The sequence below is a fragment of the Rhizobium sp. Root274 genome, from assembly GCF_001429245.1.
Lineage (GTDB): Bacteria > Pseudomonadota > Alphaproteobacteria > Rhizobiales > Rhizobiaceae > Allorhizobium.
This window is the reverse complement of sequence record NZ_LMJE01000001.1, coordinates 107,047-125,193: the sequence shown is the minus strand read 5'-3', so window position 1 is coordinate 125,193 and position 18,147 is coordinate 107,047. Positions and strand designations below refer to the sequence as shown.

The 18,147-nt window shown below is 61.2% G+C and carries 13 protein-coding genes; 3 read left to right on the top strand and 10 right to left on the bottom strand.

Annotated features, from left to right (window positions below; genetic code table 11):
- Window positions 1–272 precede the first annotated feature (272 nt).
- Window positions 273–3,782 (top strand): DNA polymerase III subunit alpha, encoded by a 3,510-nt coding sequence (gene dnaE, locus ASE36_RS00740; RefSeq protein ID WP_062274565.1) that lies wholly within the window; start codon window positions 273–275, stop codon window positions 3,780–3,782.
- Window positions 3,783–3,788: 6 nt separating this feature from the next.
- Here the strand turns inward: dnaE and ASE36_RS00735 are convergent, their stop codons facing one another.
- The 5 genes from ASE36_RS00735 to ASE36_RS00715 all read right to left on the bottom strand — a co-directional run bounded on the left by ASE36_RS00735 (window position 3,789) and on the right by ASE36_RS00715 (window position 8,301).
- Entirely contained in the window at window positions 3,789–5,033 is a 1,245-nt protein-coding gene (locus ASE36_RS00735) for a L,D-transpeptidase family protein (protein WP_062274561.1), read from the bottom strand.
- Between the two features lie 131 nt (window positions 5,034–5,164).
- Complete coding sequence (locus tag ASE36_RS00730) at window positions 5,165–5,971, bottom strand: YoaK family protein (protein ID WP_244474624.1); 807 nt, start codon at window positions 5,969–5,971, stop codon at window positions 5,165–5,167.
- A gap of 7 nt (window positions 5,972–5,978) precedes the next feature.
- Entirely contained in the window at window positions 5,979–7,265 is a 1,287-nt protein-coding gene (locus tag ASE36_RS00725) for a DNA polymerase IV (protein ID WP_062274558.1), read from the bottom strand.
- Window positions 7,266–7,375: 110 nt separating this feature from the next.
- A complete protein-coding gene (locus ASE36_RS00720; RefSeq protein WP_062274555.1) occupies window positions 7,376–8,008 on the bottom strand; it encodes a hypothetical protein in 633 nt (210 codons plus the stop codon).
- A complete protein-coding gene (locus ASE36_RS00715; protein WP_062274552.1) occupies window positions 8,008–8,301 on the bottom strand; it encodes a DUF3572 domain-containing protein in 294 nt (97 codons plus the stop codon). Before ASE36_RS00715 ends, ASE36_RS00720 begins: the two co-directional genes overlap by 1 nt.
- 137 nt (window positions 8,302–8,438) lie before the next feature.
- Between ASE36_RS00715 and ASE36_RS00710 the strand changes: the two genes are divergently transcribed.
- A complete protein-coding gene (locus ASE36_RS00710; RefSeq protein ID WP_062274548.1) occupies window positions 8,439–8,810 on the top strand; it encodes a response regulator in 372 nt (123 codons plus the stop codon).
- A 12-nt stretch (window positions 8,811–8,822) separates the two neighbouring features.
- Entirely contained in the window at window positions 8,823–10,196 is a 1,374-nt protein-coding gene (locus tag ASE36_RS00705) for a PleD family two-component system response regulator (protein WP_062274545.1), read from the top strand.
- Window positions 10,197–10,908: 712 nt separating this feature from the next.
- Here the strand turns inward: ASE36_RS00705 and rpmG are convergent.
- The 5 genes from rpmG to topA form a co-directional block, all read right to left on the bottom strand.
- A complete protein-coding gene (gene rpmG, locus ASE36_RS00700; protein WP_003587245.1) occupies window positions 10,909–11,076 on the bottom strand; it encodes a 50S ribosomal protein L33 in 168 nt (55 codons plus the stop codon).
- Window positions 11,077–11,166: 90 nt separating this feature from the next.
- Window positions 11,167–12,351, bottom strand: a complete 1,185-nt coding sequence (locus ASE36_RS00695) for an MFS transporter (protein ID WP_062274543.1) — start codon at window positions 12,349–12,351, stop codon at window positions 11,167–11,169.
- 255 nt (window positions 12,352–12,606) lie between these two features.
- Window positions 12,607–13,041 (bottom strand): DUF983 domain-containing protein, encoded by a 435-nt coding sequence (locus tag ASE36_RS00690; RefSeq protein WP_062277779.1) that lies wholly within the window; start codon window positions 13,039–13,041, stop codon window positions 12,607–12,609.
- 25 nt (window positions 13,042–13,066) lie between these two features.
- Entirely contained in the window at window positions 13,067–15,319 is a 2,253-nt protein-coding gene (gene rnr, locus ASE36_RS00685; protein ID WP_244474689.1) for a ribonuclease R, read from the bottom strand.
- A 101-nt stretch (window positions 15,320–15,420) separates the two neighbouring features.
- Window positions 15,421–18,108 carry a type I DNA topoisomerase gene (gene topA / locus ASE36_RS00680; RefSeq protein ID WP_062274540.1) on the bottom strand — a complete coding sequence of 896 codons (2,688 nt, stop codon included), beginning with the start codon at window positions 18,106–18,108 and terminating at the stop codon, window positions 15,421–15,423.
- Between the last annotated feature and the right edge of the window lie 39 nt (window positions 18,109–18,147).

The window sequence follows — 18,147 nt, the reverse complement described above, 5'->3', positions numbered from 1 at the left end:
GCGCGGCGTTCGGGCTTTTTTGGGGTTGACGAAAGAACGAAAAGTGAACATGATGGAAACATAGAGGAACTAGGAGACAGACATGACCGAAATCATTCGTGACGTTGCTGCATTCACCTCCATGGCCGTATTCGTTGCCAGCATGACCCTGCTGATGCTGGCGCTCTGAGCGCCACCGTTGAAACCTGTATACATGTGTCCGTCGCGGCAAACGTGACTGGACTTCGCCGTCCCGAACATCGAAAATCCCGCTGATTCAGTGCAGTGCAAGGATGATCGATATGGGCGAAGGCAACAGCGGAGTGGACGCTCCATCGGGTCCCATGGTCGGACCGGGTTATGTTCATCTGCGGGTGCATTCGGCCTATTCGCTCCTCGAAGGCGCGCTGCCGCTCAAGAAGATTCTCGGCAAGGCCGTGGCCGACGACCAGCCGGCGATTGCCATTACCGATACCAACAACCTCTTCGTCGCGCTCGAATTTTCTCAAAAGGCGATTGGTGACGGCGTCCAACCCATCATCGGCTGCCAGCTGTCGATCGACATGGAAGATTCGACGGGTGAAAAACGAGGCGGCAATGGCCATATGCCGGATCTGCCGTCGATCGTCGTGCTCGCATCGGATGCTGCGGGTTATGAGCGGTTGGTGGATATCGTCAGCCGCGCCTATCTGGGAGGCGATGCCGGCCAACCGGTCCATGTCAAACTCTCCTGGCTGCAAGAGAGCGGCACGGAGGGGTTGATCGCTCTGACCGGTGCATCCGGCGGTCCTGTCGATCGAATGCTCCGCGACGGACATGGCGCGTCGGCCGAGGCAAGACTGCTTGCGCTGAAGCGCCTCTTCGGCGATCGGCTCTATGTCGAAGTGCAACGGCATGGCAATTACGATCGGGTCCATGAGCGGCGCGTGGTGCAACTGGCCTATGACCACGACCTGCCGCTGGTCGCGACCAATGAAGCCTTTTTTCCGACGCGCGACGACTACGACGCCCATGATGCCCTGATGGCCGTCGCGCACAACGCCATTGTCTCCAACGACGACCGCTTCCGCCTCACACCCGATCATTACCTGAAGAGCCGCGCGGAGATGCAGGCGCTCTTCTCCGATTTGCCGGAAGCCTTGGACAACACGGTCGAGATCGCCCGCCGCTGCTCCTTCGTTCTGTCGACCCGCAAACCGATCCTGCCCCGTTTCACTGGCGGCAGCGACGATCCGGAGGAGGCGGAACGCGAGGAAGCACTGGAACTGCGCCGCCAGGCGATGGAAGGCCTCGACAACCGTCTCGCAGCCCTTGGTATGGCACCGGGTTACGAGGAGAAGGATTATCGCGACCGGCTCGAATTCGAGCTCTCGGTCATCGAGCGCATGAAGTTCCCGGGCTACTTCCTGATCGTTTCGGACTTCATCAAATGGGCCAAGCAGCATGACATTCCCGTCGGTCCGGGCCGTGGTTCGGGTGCTGGCTCACTGGTCGCCTATGCGCTGACCATCACCGACGTCGATCCCTTGCGCTTTTCGCTGCTCTTCGAACGCTTCCTCAATCCGGAACGCGTCTCGATGCCCGACTTCGATATCGACTTCTGCCAGGAACGCCGCGAAGAGGTCATCCGCTACGTTCAGCGAAAATATGGCCGCGAGCAGGTGGGACAGATCATCACTTTCGGATCGCTCCAGGCGCGTGCGGCCCTGCGCGACGTCGGGCGTGTGCTCGAAATGTCCTATGGCCAGGTCGACAAGATCTGCAAGCTCGTACCGAACAATCCGGCGAATCCGACGCCACTCTCCAAGGCGATCGAGGAGGAGCCGAAGCTCCAGGAGGCCGCAGCCGAGGAACCTGTCGTCGCGCGTCTCTTGGAAATCGCCCAGAAGATCGAAGGCCTCTACCGCCACGCCTCGACCCACGCCGCCGGTATCGTCATCGGCGATCGTCCGCTGTCGAAGCTGGTGCCGATGTATCGCGATCCGCGATCCGACATGCCGGTTACCCAGTTCAACATGAAATGGGTGGAACAGGCCGGCCTCGTCAAGTTTGACTTCCTCGGTCTGAAGACGTTGACGGTCTTGAAGACCGCCGTCGATTTCGTTGTGGAGCAGCGCGGCCACAAGGTCGATCTGGCGGCGATCCCGCTCGATGACAAGCTCACCTATGAGATGCTGTCGCGCGGTGAAACCGTCGGCGTGTTCCAGGTGGAAAGTGCCGGCATGCGCAAGGCCCTGATCGGCATGCGTCCCGACTGCATCGAGGACATCATCGCGCTTGTGGCGCTGTATCGTCCAGGCCCGATGGAAAACATCCCGGTCTACAATGCCCGCAAACATGGCGAGGAAGAACTCGCCTCCGTTCATCCTAAAATCGACTATCTCCTGAAGGAAACGCAGGGCGTTATCGTCTACCAGGAGCAGGTCATGCAGATCGCTCAGGTGCTTTCGGGCTATTCGCTCGGCGAAGCCGACCTTCTGCGCCGCGCCATGGGTAAGAAGATCAAGGCGGAGATGGACCAGCAGTCGGCTCGTTTCGTCGAAGGCGCGATGAAGAACGGCGTCTCCAAGCCCCAGGCCAACAATATCTTCGAACTCTTGGCCAAGTTCGCCAATTACGGCTTCAACAAGTCGCACGCTGCAGCCTACGCCATCGTCTCCTACCAGACCGCCTATATGAAGGCGCATTACCCGGTCGAGTTCCTGGCTGCGTCTATGACCCTCGATATGGCGAACACGGAAAAGCTCGTCGACTTCCGCCAGGATGCCGGGCGTCTTGGCATCGAAGTGGTGCCGCCTTCGGTGCAGACGTCGTTCCGCCATTTCCAGACCGGCCCCAACCGCATCTATTATGCGCTCGCCGCCATCAAGGGTGTCGGCGAAAATGCCGTCGAGCACATCGTCGAGGTGCGCGGCGACACGCCCTTCGAAAGCCTGGAGGACTTCTGCCTCCGGATCGATCCCAAGCAGATCAACCGCCGCGTCTTCGAAAGCCTGATTGCCGCCGGCGCTTTCGACTGCTTCGGCCGTGACCGTGCCGAACTGATCGGCAGCCTTGACCGCATCATGGGCTATGCCCAGCGTGCCCAGGAAAACGCCGTCAGCGGCCAGTCCGACATGTTCGGTTCAGGCGGTGCGAGCGGGCCGGAAAAGATCGCCTTCGCGCCTTACACGCCGTGGCTCTCCTCTGAAAAGTTGATGCGCGAGTTCCAGGTGCTCGGCTTCTACCTCTCGGCCCATCCGCTCGATGCCTATCGCCAACTGCTCGATAAGCTGCGCGTCCAGAATTTCGCCGATTTCTCCGTCGCAGTGAAACAGGGCGCCACGGCCGGTCGACTGGCCGGAACCGTTATCTCGAAGCAGGAGCGCAAGACCCGAACCGGCAACAAGATGGGTATCGTCACCTTCTCAGACGCGTCAGGCCAGTATGAAGCGGTGCTCTTCTCCGAAGGCCTGAACCAGTATCGCGACCTGCTCGAGTCAGGCAAATCACTGGTCATCACGGTTGCTGCCGAAGAGCGGCCGGAAGGGGTGGGGCTCCGCATCCAGACGGCGCAGTCGCTGGAGGAGCAGTCGATCCGCATGCAGAAGGCCATGCGCGTTTATGTCCGCGATTCCGGCCCCTTGCGCGCAGTCGCTGCCCACCTCAACGCCCGCGGCGATGGTCTGGTGTCGTTCATCGTGATCAAAGATGAAGGCAAGCGCGAGATCGAGGTCGAACTCACCGAACGCTTCCGCATCTCACCCGAAATCGCCGCCGCCATGCGCTCGACGCCGGGCGTACTGGATGTCGAACTGGTGTGAGGAGCTTCACCCCTTCGTCCGCGTCACGGTGATGAAATCCGTGCCGTCGCCGGTCTCAGGCCCGATCCCGCTGTCGGAAATGGTGATCGACGAGCCTTCGCTCAGCATGGTCTCGATCTTGGCGCGCACCTCGTCTGGAATATCCAGGCGGGCGAGGGCGGCCTCGGCGGTATAGACAGCCGCATCATCAGCCGGTTTGATAATGCCCAACCGCTTCAGCGTCGGCGCCGGCAGGTGGTTGGCGATGCTGACGCTGCGCCAGGCGACCTTGCCCTTGAACCGGTCGACATGGCTTGCTTCGAGGAAATGCGTGCCCAGGCCCTTTTCCGGTTCGCGAATACCAATCGCTGCCTCGAAGACCGGCTTGAACTTCTGCCGCACCATGATCTGTCCGGCGAGCGGCTTTTCTCGCCCGGCGGAGGCGGAGAGCGCGGTGATGAAGCGGGGCGAGAGGAGTTCGCCGTCCTTCTCGATCGACTTCCAGCGCTTGTAGCCACGGATGGCAGCCAGCGTCTGGCTTCCCAGCACGCCGTCGGTCGCACCGGCATCGAAGCCGAGTTCGGTCAGCATTTCCTGAACGTCGCGGACCTCCTCGCGCTGGCTGCGCCGGGTAATGAGGATCCGAAGCGGCGGCTCGTCTTCAAGCACCAGTTGGGCTGCGGCACCTGCCTTCGGCAAGACTTCGTTCATCGCCACCTCGACAGGCTTTAGCGACGCCTCGATCTTGGTCGGCCGCAGTTCGGCATCCGACAATAGGCCGCCTGCGGGGATCGGCTGGCGGGGCGTAAAAAGGTTGGCCTGCGAGATCGTCCGCGGCGTCACCGGGTCGTCGGTGATGATCACATGCGCACCCCGCTCGGTCATCGAGAACAGTGTCTTGGCAAAGCCATTCGGCAGGCGCACGCAACCATGTGAGGCCGGATAGTTCGGCACCTTGCCCTCGTGCAGCGCGATACCAGACCAGGTCAGCCGCTGCATGAACGGCATGGGCGCATTCGAATAGATGTTGGATTCGTGGTACTTGCGCTTTTCAAGAATGGAAAAGATGCCGGATGGCGTCGAGTGCCCGGGCTTGCCCGTCGACACCTTCGAGGTCGCCAGAACCTCGTCGCCGTCATAGACGGTGAGCGTCTGCGTCGACTTGGAGACATAGATCTGCAAGGGGCCGCGATCGCTGGCTAAGAGGGAGCTGCTGAGAGCGCTGCTGGCCATGAGGCCGAGGCTGAAGGCGAGGGCGAAACGCTGGAACATGATACGACCGGGGAATACGCGATACAGGATGACGCGATGCTACCCGGCGAAGTTTAAGAAAAGTTTCGCGATCGCTTGTGGACGAGGGTCATACACGGATGTTTGATCGGCTTTCCACAGGCTTCACTTCGTCAGACGGGCTTTACGTGCCCCTTGCGCTGTCCCTGCAATTGCGGCGAGGCGACGGCCAGCAGAAGGGCGGCAATCGGCAATGCAAAGGCGTGGCCGAGATGCTTGAAGCCGAGAGCGCCGACCAGCCCGCCGAAGAAGAACATCGACACGATCGGCAACAGGATGGAAAGTTTGCGACCGTCGACCGGGATCGGTGGGTGGGAGAGAAGTCGCGCGATCCAGAGATAGGCAAACTTGCCGAGTTCGATCCCCATATCCGTCACCATGCCCGTCAGATGGGTGGTACGGATACGGGCGCCGGAGATCTTGGTGATCGTGGCATTCTGCAAGCCCATGACGAAGCAGAGAAGCAGGGCCGTTGCTGGCGCCACGGCGGTCTGCTGCAGCGTACCGAGACCGGCAAAGACGATCAGCAGCCCGGACTCGAGCGCCAGCGGATAAGCATATTGCTGGCGCCGCGCATGTCGCCGTGCCCAATTGATCAGGACGGCGGAGGAAGCCGCGCCGCAGAGAAAGGCAAAAAGCAGCGCAAGGCCCGCGCCGACCAGACCGAACAAGCCGAGGGCCAGATCATCGGCGATCGAAGAGACGACGCCGGTCATATGCGAGGTATAGCGCCCGACAGCCAGAAAGCCCCCGGCATTCATGGCGCCTGCAACGAAGGCGAGGATCACGCCCAGCAACAGATCGTTGCCACGGCGACGGTGATAGGAGGCCGCCACCCGGAGATGACGCCACCGCCTGTCTGACCGCTGCGGGCGCACGGGCCGTCGCATCGTGGGATCGGGAGTGTCGGGAAGGGTCATGGCGGACTCAAGGTCGCTTGCTCGGGAAGGTGTATCCGGTCTGCACCGTACCCTTGCCGAACTTGTCGCGCAATTTGTCCATGGCCGCTTCCGCCGCCGCCCGCCGTCTTGCCTGTGCATCCACCAGATCCGGTGGATCGGCGGTGGCCGCATCCCGAAGGTCGCTCACGCCGATGCCGATCAGCCTAAAGCGCGTGCCGTCGGTTTCCTTCTCGAGCAGGGCCATGCCGGTGCGAAAGATCCGGTCGGCAAGCTGCGTCGGATCGTCGAGACGCCGGTTTCGGGTGCGCGACTTGAAATCGGCGGTTTTGAGTTTGAGGACCACCGTATGCCCGGCGATCCCCTGCCGTTTCAGCCGCCAGGCGACCTTTTCCGACAATTCCCGCAGATGGACGATGAGGTCCTCCGGCTTGCTGATATCCTCGAAGAAGGTCGTTTCGGCAGAGACGCTCTTGGCCGGGTCGTTGGGATGCACGGTTCGGTCATCGATACCGCGCGACAGCCGCGCCAAACGCTGCCCCATGACGCCGTAACGCCGCATCAGATCTGCCTCGTCCATCACCTGCAACTGTCCGATGGTGCGGATCCCATCCGCCTGGAGTGTCGTCGCCAGGGCCTTGCCGACGCCCCAGATCAGTGACACCGGCTTGTCGGCGAGAAATGCGACCGCCTCGGCCGCCCCAATCACCGAGAAACCGCGCGGCTTCTGCAGGTCGGAGGCAACCTTGGCGAGGAACTTGCAATAGGAGAGGCCAACGGAGATCGTGATGCCGATTTCCTGCTCCACACGCCTTGCAAAACGCGCCAGCACCCGTGCCGGCGGCTCGTGATGCAAAAGCTCCGTGCCCCGCAGTTCGAGAAAGGCCTCGTCGATCGAGATCGGCTGCACCAGCGGGGTCAGTTCTTCCATGATCGCCCGCACCTCGCGCCCGACGCGGACATATTTCTCCATGTCCGGCTTGATCACGACGGCCTGGGGGCAGGCCTCCAGTGCCTTGAACATCGGCATGGCCGAGCGCACACCGTGGATGCGCGCCACATAGCAGGCGGTCGACACCACGCCGCGCTTGCCGCCGCCGATGATGACAGGCTTGTCGACGAGCTCCGGATTGTCGCGCTTCTCGACCGCCGCATAAAAGGCGTCGCAGTCGACATGTGCCAGTGTCAGGTCAGAGAGTTCCGGATGATAGACCAGCCGGGGGCTGCCGCAGGCACGGCAGCGCCGCAGCCCTTCGGGCTGCCCCTTCAGGCAGTCGCGGCAGAAGCCCGGAGAAGAGTGATCGCTGGCTGGCATCTTTGGAACAAAGGTTGAACATTGCCACACTATGCCGCCACCGGTGATGAGACAAGAGCCTCTGTCGCGACCAACCCAAAGTTCGCATGGTCTCAATCGCGACTACGGCTTCAGTCGCGAAAATGCGCCTCGATCAACTGCCTTGCCTCTAGCCAGTCCCGAGCCCGCAGCACAGGGGCCTGCGGCTCGGGAGCAAAGCGGAAGATTGCGACGTCGGGCGGGAGATAGACGAGTGCCGATTCGGGCACATGCTCGCCGACGGAACTCAGATTGCCCAGCATGTCATCGACAAAGGCGACAGGCAGGGGGCGCTCACCATGCAAGCGGGCGACGATCGGCCCCTTCGGATCCTCGCTGGAGATCATCGGATAGGACAGCGTCAGCCGGTCGAGCAGCCGGCGCCGAATCTCGGCATGGCGCGGCGGCATGGCGGTCAGAAACACAAGATCGGCTTCGGCGGCGAGCGCATGCAGGCTGTCCACGGCTTCCGCAAACGGCGTCTGCCAGCGCTCCTGTTCGACGAAGAAGTCATGGATCAGGTTCCTGACGGCGAGCGCGTCGAGAACGGCATCCGCCGCGTCAACGATGTTGCCGGTCAGCTTGAACGACCGGGGCAGCAGGCGCAGATCCCGTTCAGTGAGAAAGGCCTCGAAGGGTGTCGCAAATTGCAACACCACGTCATCGACGTCGCAGACGACCAGCGGCCGATCGGCAAGCTTGATGTGCTCCAGATCAGTGAGCATCAGAACTCACCCGAATCGAGACCGGGTCGCACATAGTGGTGATAGGCGGCGACGACCACTTCGGGCTTGGTCTCCGTCGCTTCGCAAAAAGCCATCAGCGTCGGCTCGTGCTGCATCAGGAAATCCAGCATTCCCGCGAGAAACCCGGGGTCTTGCACGGCGCCACGCAACTGCCCTGGCTGTATTCCGGAGAGCGCCAGGAAGCGCGAAAGCATGTCCGGTTCGTTTGCCAGCCACCCCAGAACCGCCACCGCCGTATCTTCGGCGCTCGCAGGTATATCTCTGTTTTTCATAAAGTCTTTTCCTGTTTCCCTGGCAAATTACCGATTTCGAAACCAAATAGCACTAGCATGCAGGCCGACGGAAGATGCGAACTCGCGCGTGGGCCGAGCATCAGGCCCCTGAAGACGCGGGACAAAGGACCGGGTGAATGCCGAAAAAGGTAATGATTGTCGAAGACAATGAGCTCAATATGAAGCTCTTCCGCGATCTTATCGAAGCCTCCGGCTATGAGACGGTCCAGACCCGCAATGGCATGGAAGCGATGGATCTTGCGCGTCGCCACAAGCCGGATCTGATTCTCATGGACATCCAGTTGCCCGAGGTCTCCGGTCTGGAAGTGACCAAGTGGCTGAAGGATGACCCGGATCTGCACGTCATCCCGGTCATCGCAGTCACTGCCTTTGCCATGAAGGGCGACGAAGAGCGCATCCGCCAGGGGGGCTGCGAGGCCTATGTCTCCAAGCCGATTTCCGTTCCGAAATTCATCGAGACCATCAAAACCTATCTCGGGGATGCGTGAGGAGCCGATGTCATGACAGCGCGCATTCTGGTCGTCGACGATATTCCTGCCAATGTGAAGCTGCTCGAAGCGCGGCTGATGGCGGAGTATTTCGAGGTCTTGACGGCGAGCAATGGCTTTGACGCTCTCGACATCTGCGACCGCACCCAGGTTGATGTGATCCTGCTCGACATCATGATGCCGGAAATCGACGGCTTCGAGGTGTGCGAGCGGCTGAAGTCCAACCCGCGCACGGCCCATATCCCGGTGGTCATGGTGACGGCGCTCGATCAGCCCTCGGACCGCGTGCGTGGCTTGAAGGCCGGCGCCGATGATTTTCTCACCAAGCCGGTCAACGACCTCCAACTGATCTCCCGCGTGAAAAGCCTTGTGCGCCTGAAGACGCTGAGCGACGAACTCCGCATCCGCCATGACGGCACGCGCCAGGCTGGTGTCGAAGACAGCCTGCGGCTTACGGACGGCCGTCTGGAAGAGCAGGCGCAGGTTCTGCTCGTCGATAGCCGCGGCGCCTCCCAGGAGCGCATCATCAAGGCCCTGAAGCCGATTGCCGAAGTCAGCGCACTCTCGGATCCGCAGGCGGCCGTCTTTGAGGCCGCCGAAAACGGCTACGATCTCGTCATCGTCAACAGCAACCTGACCGATTACGACCCGCTGCGGCTTTGCTCGCAGCTGCGCTCGCTTGAGCGTACCCGCTTCATTCCGATCCTGCTGATCACCGAGCAGGGCGACGAGCAGATGATCATCCGGGCGCTCGATCTCGGCGTGAACGACTATATCGTCCGTCCGCTCGACCCGAATGAGCTCTTGGCCCGTGTGCTGACCCAGGTCCGCCGCAAGCGCTACAACGACCGCCTGCGCAACAGCGTGCGCCAGACGATCGAACTGGCGGTCACGGACGGCCTCACCGGTCTGCACAACCGTCGTTACCTCGATACGCAGCTTCGCACGCTCTTTGCCCGTGCCAAGGTGCGTGGCAAGCCGCTCACCATCTGCATCACCGACATCGACCGCTTCAAGCTGGTCAACGATGCCTTTGGGCATGATGCTGGTGACGAAGTTCTCAAGGAATTCTCCGGCCGCATCCGCTCGACAGTGCGCGGCGCCGATCTCGCCTGCCGCTATGGCGGCGAGGAGTTCGTGGTGGTGATGCCGGATACCACGGCCGAGGTGGCAGCCAGCGTTGCCGAGCGCCTGCGCTTGATGATCGAGGCGCGGCCTTTCCAGCTTCGCTCGGGAGAGACGCCGCTCACGCTCACCGCTTCCATGGGGATTGCAACGCTTTCGCCTGGCATCGACACGCCTGAGCAATTGCTGAAGCAAGCCGATCGCGCCCTTTACGAAGCGAAGAATTCCGGCCGTAACCGCGTTGTCGCCGCTGCGGCCTGAACTGTTCATTCACAGCTTTTTGTAGTGCTTCGAAAAACGGCGACAATTGTCATCTTGCCGTGTTTTTGGGCAGTTACAGTTGTATGATTTTCCTGCCTTGACTATTAGTTGACGTGCCCGCGGGTTTTTCCCTGCAAAAGCAATGAATTCAGCTGTGGAATTCATCTGTCTATTTTTATATTAGCTTTTCCAATTGGAATTGATCTCAGTTGAGGTGAGATTCGTCGGATCGGCAATGGGGCTAAGCTTGCCATCTGGAAAATCGACTATCCGTCTTCTCTTTCAGCAATCAGCGTAGCACTGAAGTCCAACACGGTCCGGCAACACTTAATGTACCGAATTTAACCATATCAAGAGCATGCAACGCCCGGCGGTTAATAAACTGTTGATTTTTTACTCTACTTGGGAGACTTTGACCCCATCGAAAAAGACCTCTTCAAGAGGTTTCGAATACCCCATGATGCTCAGGTCCGCCGCATCTCCTGGGTCGTGGGGTCGGTCGGTTGGTGTGCAACGTAAAAGCGGTTCCTCGTGCCGTGTTTGCATGCTGACCGACCCCCTTTCTGAAAGAACACCGGTTCCTGCGAGGGAGCCGGTGTTTTTGTTTGTCCATGATGCAGAGGGGAGGCGAAAGGCTGCTCAATCACGCGGCAAAGAAAAAGGCGCGTCACCGGAGTGACACGCCTTTTTACGGAACCGGTCCGATCAAGACTTACTTGATCTTGGTTTCCTTGAACTCGACATGCTTCTTGGCAATCGGGTCATACTTGGTCTTCGTCATCTTGTCCGTCATCGTACGGCTGTTCTTCGTGGTCACGTAGAAGAAACCCGTGTCGGCCGTCGACAGAAGCTTGATCTTGATGGTTGTAGCCTTGGCCATGGTCGTCCTGCCTCTAATAAACGAAGCCGTGGACGACCGAACGTGGCCCACGGCAAATCTGGCGCGAAACTACAAATCGCGCCCGAAAAGTCAAGTGTGTTTCCGGCTAAAAAGCAGGCGCCCTATGGAAAGCACGACATAGAGGGCGAAGAAGCCCGCGATTGCCCAGGCAAAACCGTCGTTTCCAGTAAGATCGATCGCTGCCCCAATCGCCTGTGGACCGGCGACCGTGCCGACCGCATAGCAGAAGATGAAGGCGGCATTGGCAGCCGCGAGATCCGCCCCGGTGAGTCGCGAACCGAGATGGCTGAGCCCGATCGTATAGAGGCCCGACACACAGCCGCCCCAGAAGAGCAGCACAACCGCCATCAATTGCCAGTGGTCGGTGAGCAGAGGCAGCGCCAGAGAGCCGCACAGCCCGATGAAGGCGAGAACCGACAAGAGAAGCCTCCGATCCTTCATCCGGTCGGACAGCAGCCCCAGCGGGATCTGGAACACCATGTTGCCGATGCCCATGACGGTCAGCAGCAGGGCGGCTTGGGTCTCGGTGAAGCCGGTGCGCGTCGCATAGATCGGAAAGAGCGAAAGCCCGCCCGCCTCGACCGCCCCGAAGACGAAAACGGCGACAGTCGCGGTCGGAACGAGAAAGATATAGCGGAAGAAATGCATCTCCGGCTTTTCATCGAGAGCCGGGCTTTCGAAGCGGGCGATGTAGATCGGGATCGCCGCCGCGAGGATGGCGATCGCCCCAACCGCGAAGGGCAACAGGCCATCGCTGCCGATCGCCGAGAAGATCAGCGGACCGGACGCGAAGCCGACAGCCAGCATGGTCGCATAGATCCCCATGACCAGCCCGCGCTTACGCGATGGCGCCGCCGCATTGATCCAGAATTCGGAGAGGATGAAGAGCGTGGTCGTTGCCCCATGGAAGACGATCCTGAGCGGAAACCACATCCAGAACTGCGTCGCATAATAGAATCCGACTGCACTGATGGCGGAGAGCAGAACCGCCCACAGCATGGTCGGCACCACGCCGAGCTTATGAGCGATCTTCGTGGTCACGGGGGCTGCCGCCATCGCGGCGATACCGGCCATGGCCGAGTTGAGACCGATGAGGGTGGACGAGATGCCGCGCTTCTCCAGGATGATGCTGAGCAGCGGCAGGCCGAGCCCGATGGCAATCCCGACGGCCGAGATGGCGGAAATGGCTGCCACAAGCGAGGGCCAGTGGATCTCTTCGCGGTCGCCGTTCAACAGCTCGCTGCCGTCAGACATTCGGCACCACGGGAGTTGTGGCGCTGATCCTGCGATCTCTCGGCCGCAGCAGACTGGGGTTCGGCATCTTGAAGGGCATGGAAATGTACGAGCTCCCGACCGTATTTTGAGGGCGCGGCATGTTCACACCGGAAATCGCCCTGCTGTCAACCTGTCCGACGGGGTTCACCGCGAATCGAAAATAACAGGAAGAGTGATAGTTAAGCGTAAAGAGCCACGTCTGAGTGACAGGACCTGACCTGCAAAAACCCGCAGTCAACTATCCTGGGCGTCTTCATGTTCTCCGCCGAAGCCATGCATGCGCAGTGCCCATTGAAGTCCGACCACGCCGCCCTTGATCGGCTGCAGGCTGAGCAGCGAGGCAACCACCCCGATCGGCGCCCAGATGGCAAAATGCACCCAGCCGGGCAGCACGAAGACGAGGTCGGTCGCCATGAAGCCGCCGACCAGGACGTGCCCGAGAATGAGGATGACGAGATAGGCGGGGAGATCGTCGGCGCGGTGGTGATGGAAGTCTTCGCCGCAGGCAGCACAGTTGTCGACCACCTTGAGATAGCTGCGAAACAGCTTGCCCTGGCCGCAGTTCGGGCAGCGGTTCAGCATGCCGCGCTTGATTGAACGCCCAAGGGGCCGCTCCACATCGCCCGCGCCGCCGAATTGCATCGTCACGTCCGTCTGATTTGCCGTCATCATGTCTCTCCGGGGCGTCGTGATCTTACCGTCTCGAACGCGGCGGCCGTGTGCCGGGCTGTTTCCTGCCCCGGCCGCCGGCCTTGTGGAAGGAACGCGCGCCTGCCGGCATCTTGCGTCCTTCACTCAGCATCTCGAAGCGCAGCGCACCGGCAAGCGGCACGGCTTCGACGAGCCGCACCTCGACCGTGTCGCCGAGCTGATAACCCAATCCAGACTTCTCGCCCGTCAAGGCCTGGTGAGCTTCGTCGTAGATATAGTAGTCGCGCCCCAATGTTGAAACCGGGATAAAGCCATCTGCGCCAAATTGCGGCAGGCTGATGAAAAGACCCGACTTGGTGACGCCGCCGATCTGGCCCTCGAACTCTTCGCCGATGCGCCCAGCGAGGTGGTGCGCCACCAACCGGTTGACGGTATCGCGCTCGGCCGCCATCGCCCGCCGCTCAAAGGTCGAGATTTCGGCGGCGATATCCTCGAGGCTTGCCTCTTCCTCCTGCGTGATCCCGCCTTCGCCGAGACCCAGAGCCCCGACCAGCGCGCGGTGAACGATCAAGTCGGCATAACGCCGGATGGGTGAGGTGAAGTGGGCGTATTTCATCAGGTTCAGGCCAAAGTGGCCGATATTGTCGGGGCTGTAGATCGCCTGGCTCTGGCTGCGCAGCACCATCTCGTTCACGATGATCTGGTGCGGCGTACCGTCAGCCTTGGCAAGGATGCCATTGAATGAGTTGGACCGCAGATTGCCGCCCTTCACCAGTGAGTAGCCGATCGTCGCCAGGAACTCGCGCAGCACTTCCTGCTTGGCGAGCGTCGGCGCATCATGGATACGGTAGACCAGCTTCTGGCGCTTGGCCTCCAGCGTTTCCGCTGCCGCCACGTTGGCCTGGATCATCATCTCCTCGATCAACTTATGCGCGTCGAGGCGTTCCGGCACATGCACGCGGTCCACGGTGCCGTCTTCCTTGAGAATGATCTTGCGCTCGGGCATGTCGAGCTCCAGCGGCTGGCGACGGTCGCGCCCGCGCTTCAAGGTCGCATAGGCAGCCCACAGCGGCTTCAGGATCGGCTCGAGCAGCGGTCCTGCCTTGTCGTCCGGCTGGCCATCGATCGCGGCCTGCGCCTGCTGGTAAGACAGCTTCGCCGCACTCTTCATCATGATGCGGTGGAAAGTGTGCCGCACCTTGCGACCCTCGGCGGAAAACACCATGCGTACGGCAAGTGCCGGCCGGTCGACGCCTTCGCGCAGCGAGCAGAGATCATTGGAGATCCGCTCGGGCAGCATCGGCACGACGCGGTCGGGGAAATAGACCGAATTGCCGCGCTTCAGCGCTTCGCGATCCAAAGCCGATTTCGGCCGCACATAATAGGAGACGTCGGCAATGGCGACGGTGACGACCACACCACCCGCATTGTCTTCCGATGTATCCGGTTCGGCATAGACGGCGTCGTCATGGTCCTTGGCATCATGCGGATCGATGGTGATCAGCGGCACCTGACGCCAGTCCTCGCGATGCGACATGCTGGCCGGTTCGGCAGCCTCGGCCTCTGCGATAACCGACTGCGGGAAGATATAGGGAATGCCATGCGCATGGATGGCAATCATCGAGATTGCCTTCTCCGAGGCAACCGAACCGACAATGTTGAGGACCCGTGCGCGGGTCAGGCCGAGACGCGTCGCGCGTGCCACTTCCACTTCGACGAGATCGCCATCCTTGGCCTCGCCGATATCGGCTGCATCGATCTGCATTTCTTCGCCACGGCGCTCGATCGGCATCAGGCGTGCGCCTTCGCCCATCATCCTGACGACGCCGAGCACGGCGCCGCGCTGGCGGTCGATGACCTTGATGACGCGGGCGGTATAGGCGGGGCCTGCGCGATCCTTGTTTGCGAAGATCTTGGCGAGCACCCGGTCGCCGATGCCGCCGATGGCGGTCTTGCCCTTGGTGCGGTCGGCACTCGATTGCCGGATCAGAACGGCGGGTGCCGCACCGGCATCCTCAGGCCATTCTGCCGGGCGGCCGATCAGCTCGCCGTCTTTGTCACGCGTCGTGATGTCGAGAACGGTGACCGGGGGCAGGGCACCAGGCCGCGCCAGCGACTTGCGGGTCTTGTTGACCAGCCCGTCATTCTCCAGATCGCGCAGCGCCTGCTTCAACTCAACCCGCGTGTCGCCCTTGAGCCCGAAGGCCTTGGCGATCTCACGCTTGGAGGCGCGGTCGGGATTGTCGGTGATGAACTGCAGCAGCACCTCGCGCGACGGCACCTCGCCATGGATGATGGCGCTTGCGTTTTCGGCCTTCGCCTTGGCCGCGCCTTCCGCGCGCCGGCTCTTGCGGTTGCCGGAGCCGGGGATCTCGGAGGGGTCGCGGAATTTTCTGCTCAAGTCGCACTCTTCTTCGTTGTTGTCTTGGCTTTCGCCGGGGCCTTAGCAGCCGTTTTCGCCTTCGGCTTGGCCGCAGCCTTCTTCGGCTTCGCCTCGGTCGCGTCGCCAGTCTTTGCCTTGGCGGCCTTGGCCGGAGCCTTCTTGGCCTTGACCTTGCCGCCGTCCTTGGCTGCACGCTCGGCGATCAGCACCAGGGCTTCCTCGACGCTGACCGACTGTGGATCCTTGCCCTTCGGCAGGGTGGCATTCACCTTGCCCCAGTTGACATAAGGCCCGAAACGCCCGTCACGAACGGTAATCGCGCCGCCGTCGGGATGTTCCCCGAGCTCCTTCAGAGCAACCGCAGCTGTGCGGCCACGCCCACCGGGATTGGCCTTCTTTTCGGCAAGGACGGTGACTGCGCGGTTGATACCGATGGACAGAACATCCTCAATGCCTTCGAGATTGGCATAGGTCCCGTCATGCAGCACGAAGGGTCCGTAGCGTCCAAGGCCCGCCGAAATCATCTTGCCGGTTTCCGGATGTGGACCGACATCGCGCGGCAGCGACAGAAGCGACAGCGCCTTCTCGAAATCGATATCGGCAGGTGCCCAGCCCTTCGGCAGCGAAGAACGCTTGGCTTCCTTGCCGTCGCCGCGCTGGACATAAGGTCCGAAGCGACCGGAGCGCAGGGTGATTTCTTCTTCCGTTACCGGATCCTTGCCCAGCGCTTTCGGTTCGTTGCCGGCGGCTTCGGCCTCGGCATTGCCGTCATTGGTAAGCTGGCGCGTGTAATTGCATTCCGGATAGTTTGAGCAGCCGACAAAGGCGCCGTATTTGCCGAGTTTGAGCGACAGATTGCCGGTGCCGCAGACCTGGCAGATGCGCGGATCGGACCCGTCTTCGCGCTTCGGGAAGACCAGCGGTGCCAAGGCCTCATTCAGAGCATCCAGCACGTTGGTGACGCGCAGCTCCTTGGTGTCTTCGATCTGCGAGAAGAAGTCGTTCCAGAAGTCGCGCAAAACGTCCTTCCAGTTGAGTTCACCGGCCGAGATCTTGTCGAGTTTTTCTTCGAGATCGGCGGTGAAGTCGTATTCGACATACTTCGTGAAGAAGTTTTCGAGGAAGGCCGTAACCAGCCGCCCCTTGGAATGAGGGATCAGCTTGCGCTTGTCCATGATGACATATTCGCGGTCGCTGAGGGTCTTCAGCGTCGCGGCATAGGTCGAGGGACGGCCGATGCCGAGCTCTTCCATTTTCTTGATCAGCGAGGCTTCCGAATAGCGCGGCGGCGGCTCGGTGAAATGCTGGCTGGAATTGATCTTGCTCTTGGCCAATGCTTCGCGCGCATTGATCTCCGGCAGGCGGCCATCCTCGTCGTCGCCATCCTCCGCCGGTTCGCCATCCTCGCGCTGGTCAGTATAGGCGGCAATGAAGCCGTCGAAGCGGATGACGGAGCCGACGGCGCGTAAGCCCGCCTTATCGCCCTTATTGTCGGCTAGGATCTCGACCGTCGTGCGCTCGATCTCGGCCGATGCCATCTGGCTGGCAATGCCGCGCTTCCAGATCAGGTCATAAAGCCGCAGCTGGTCGGCGTCGAGGAAGCGGCGCACCTTGTCCGGCGAGCGGTTGAAGTCTGTCGGACGAATGGCTTCGTGGGCTTCCTGGGCGTTCTTCGCCTTGGTAGAATAGAAACGGGGTTTCTCCGGCACGTAGCGCGGGCCAAACTGGTCGGCGACAGCGCCGCGGGCAGCCTCGATCGCTTCCGGCGCCATCTGCACGCCGTCGGTACGCATATAGGTAATGAGACCGACGGTCTCGCCGCCGATATCGATACCCTCATAGAGCTTCTGTGCCACCTGCATGGTGCGCGAGGCCGAAAAGCCGAGCTTGGAAGATGCTGCCTGCTGCAGGGTGGACGTGGTGAACGGAGGGCCAGGATTGCGCTTTACAGGCTTTGCCTCGACACTGTCGACGGCAAACGCCGCCCCTTCGAGCAGCGCCTTGATGCCGGCTGCCTGCTCGCCATTGGTCACCGAGTTGCGCTGCATGCGCTTGCCCTGGTGCGATACAAGCTTGGCCTCGAACTCGTCTCCGCGCGGCGTCTTCAAAAGCGCGGAGATATTCCAGTATTCTTCCGCAACGAAACGCTCGATCTCGGTTTCGCGGTCGCAGACGAGGCGAAGCGCCACCGACTGCACGCGGCCGGCGGAACGCGCGCCGGGAAGCTTGCGCCACAGAACCGGCGAGAGATTGAAACCGACGAGGTAGTCGAGCGCCCGGCGCGCAAGATAGGCATCGACCAGCGGCGTATCGATGTCGCGCGGATTGGCCATGGCATCGAGCACGGCCTTCTTGGTGATGGCGTTGAAGACGACGCGCTTCACCGGCTTGTCGCCGATCACGCGCTTCTTCTTCAGGAGATCCAGCACGTGCCAGGAAATGGCTTCCCCTTCGCGATCAGGGTCAGTTGCGAGGAACAGGCCGTCGGAGGATTTCACCGCGTCGGCAATATCCTTCATCCGCTTCTGCGATGCGGGATCGACCTCCCACAGCATCTCGAAATCCTGGTCGGGAAGTACGGAGCCGTCCTTGGCCGGAAGATCGCGCACATGGCCGAACGAGGCGAGCACCTTGTATCCCGATCCGAGATACTTGTTGATCGTCTTGGCCTTTGCCGGAGATTCTACGACGACGACATTCATACTTCACTGCACCTTCATCAGTCTTCACAACCGATGGCA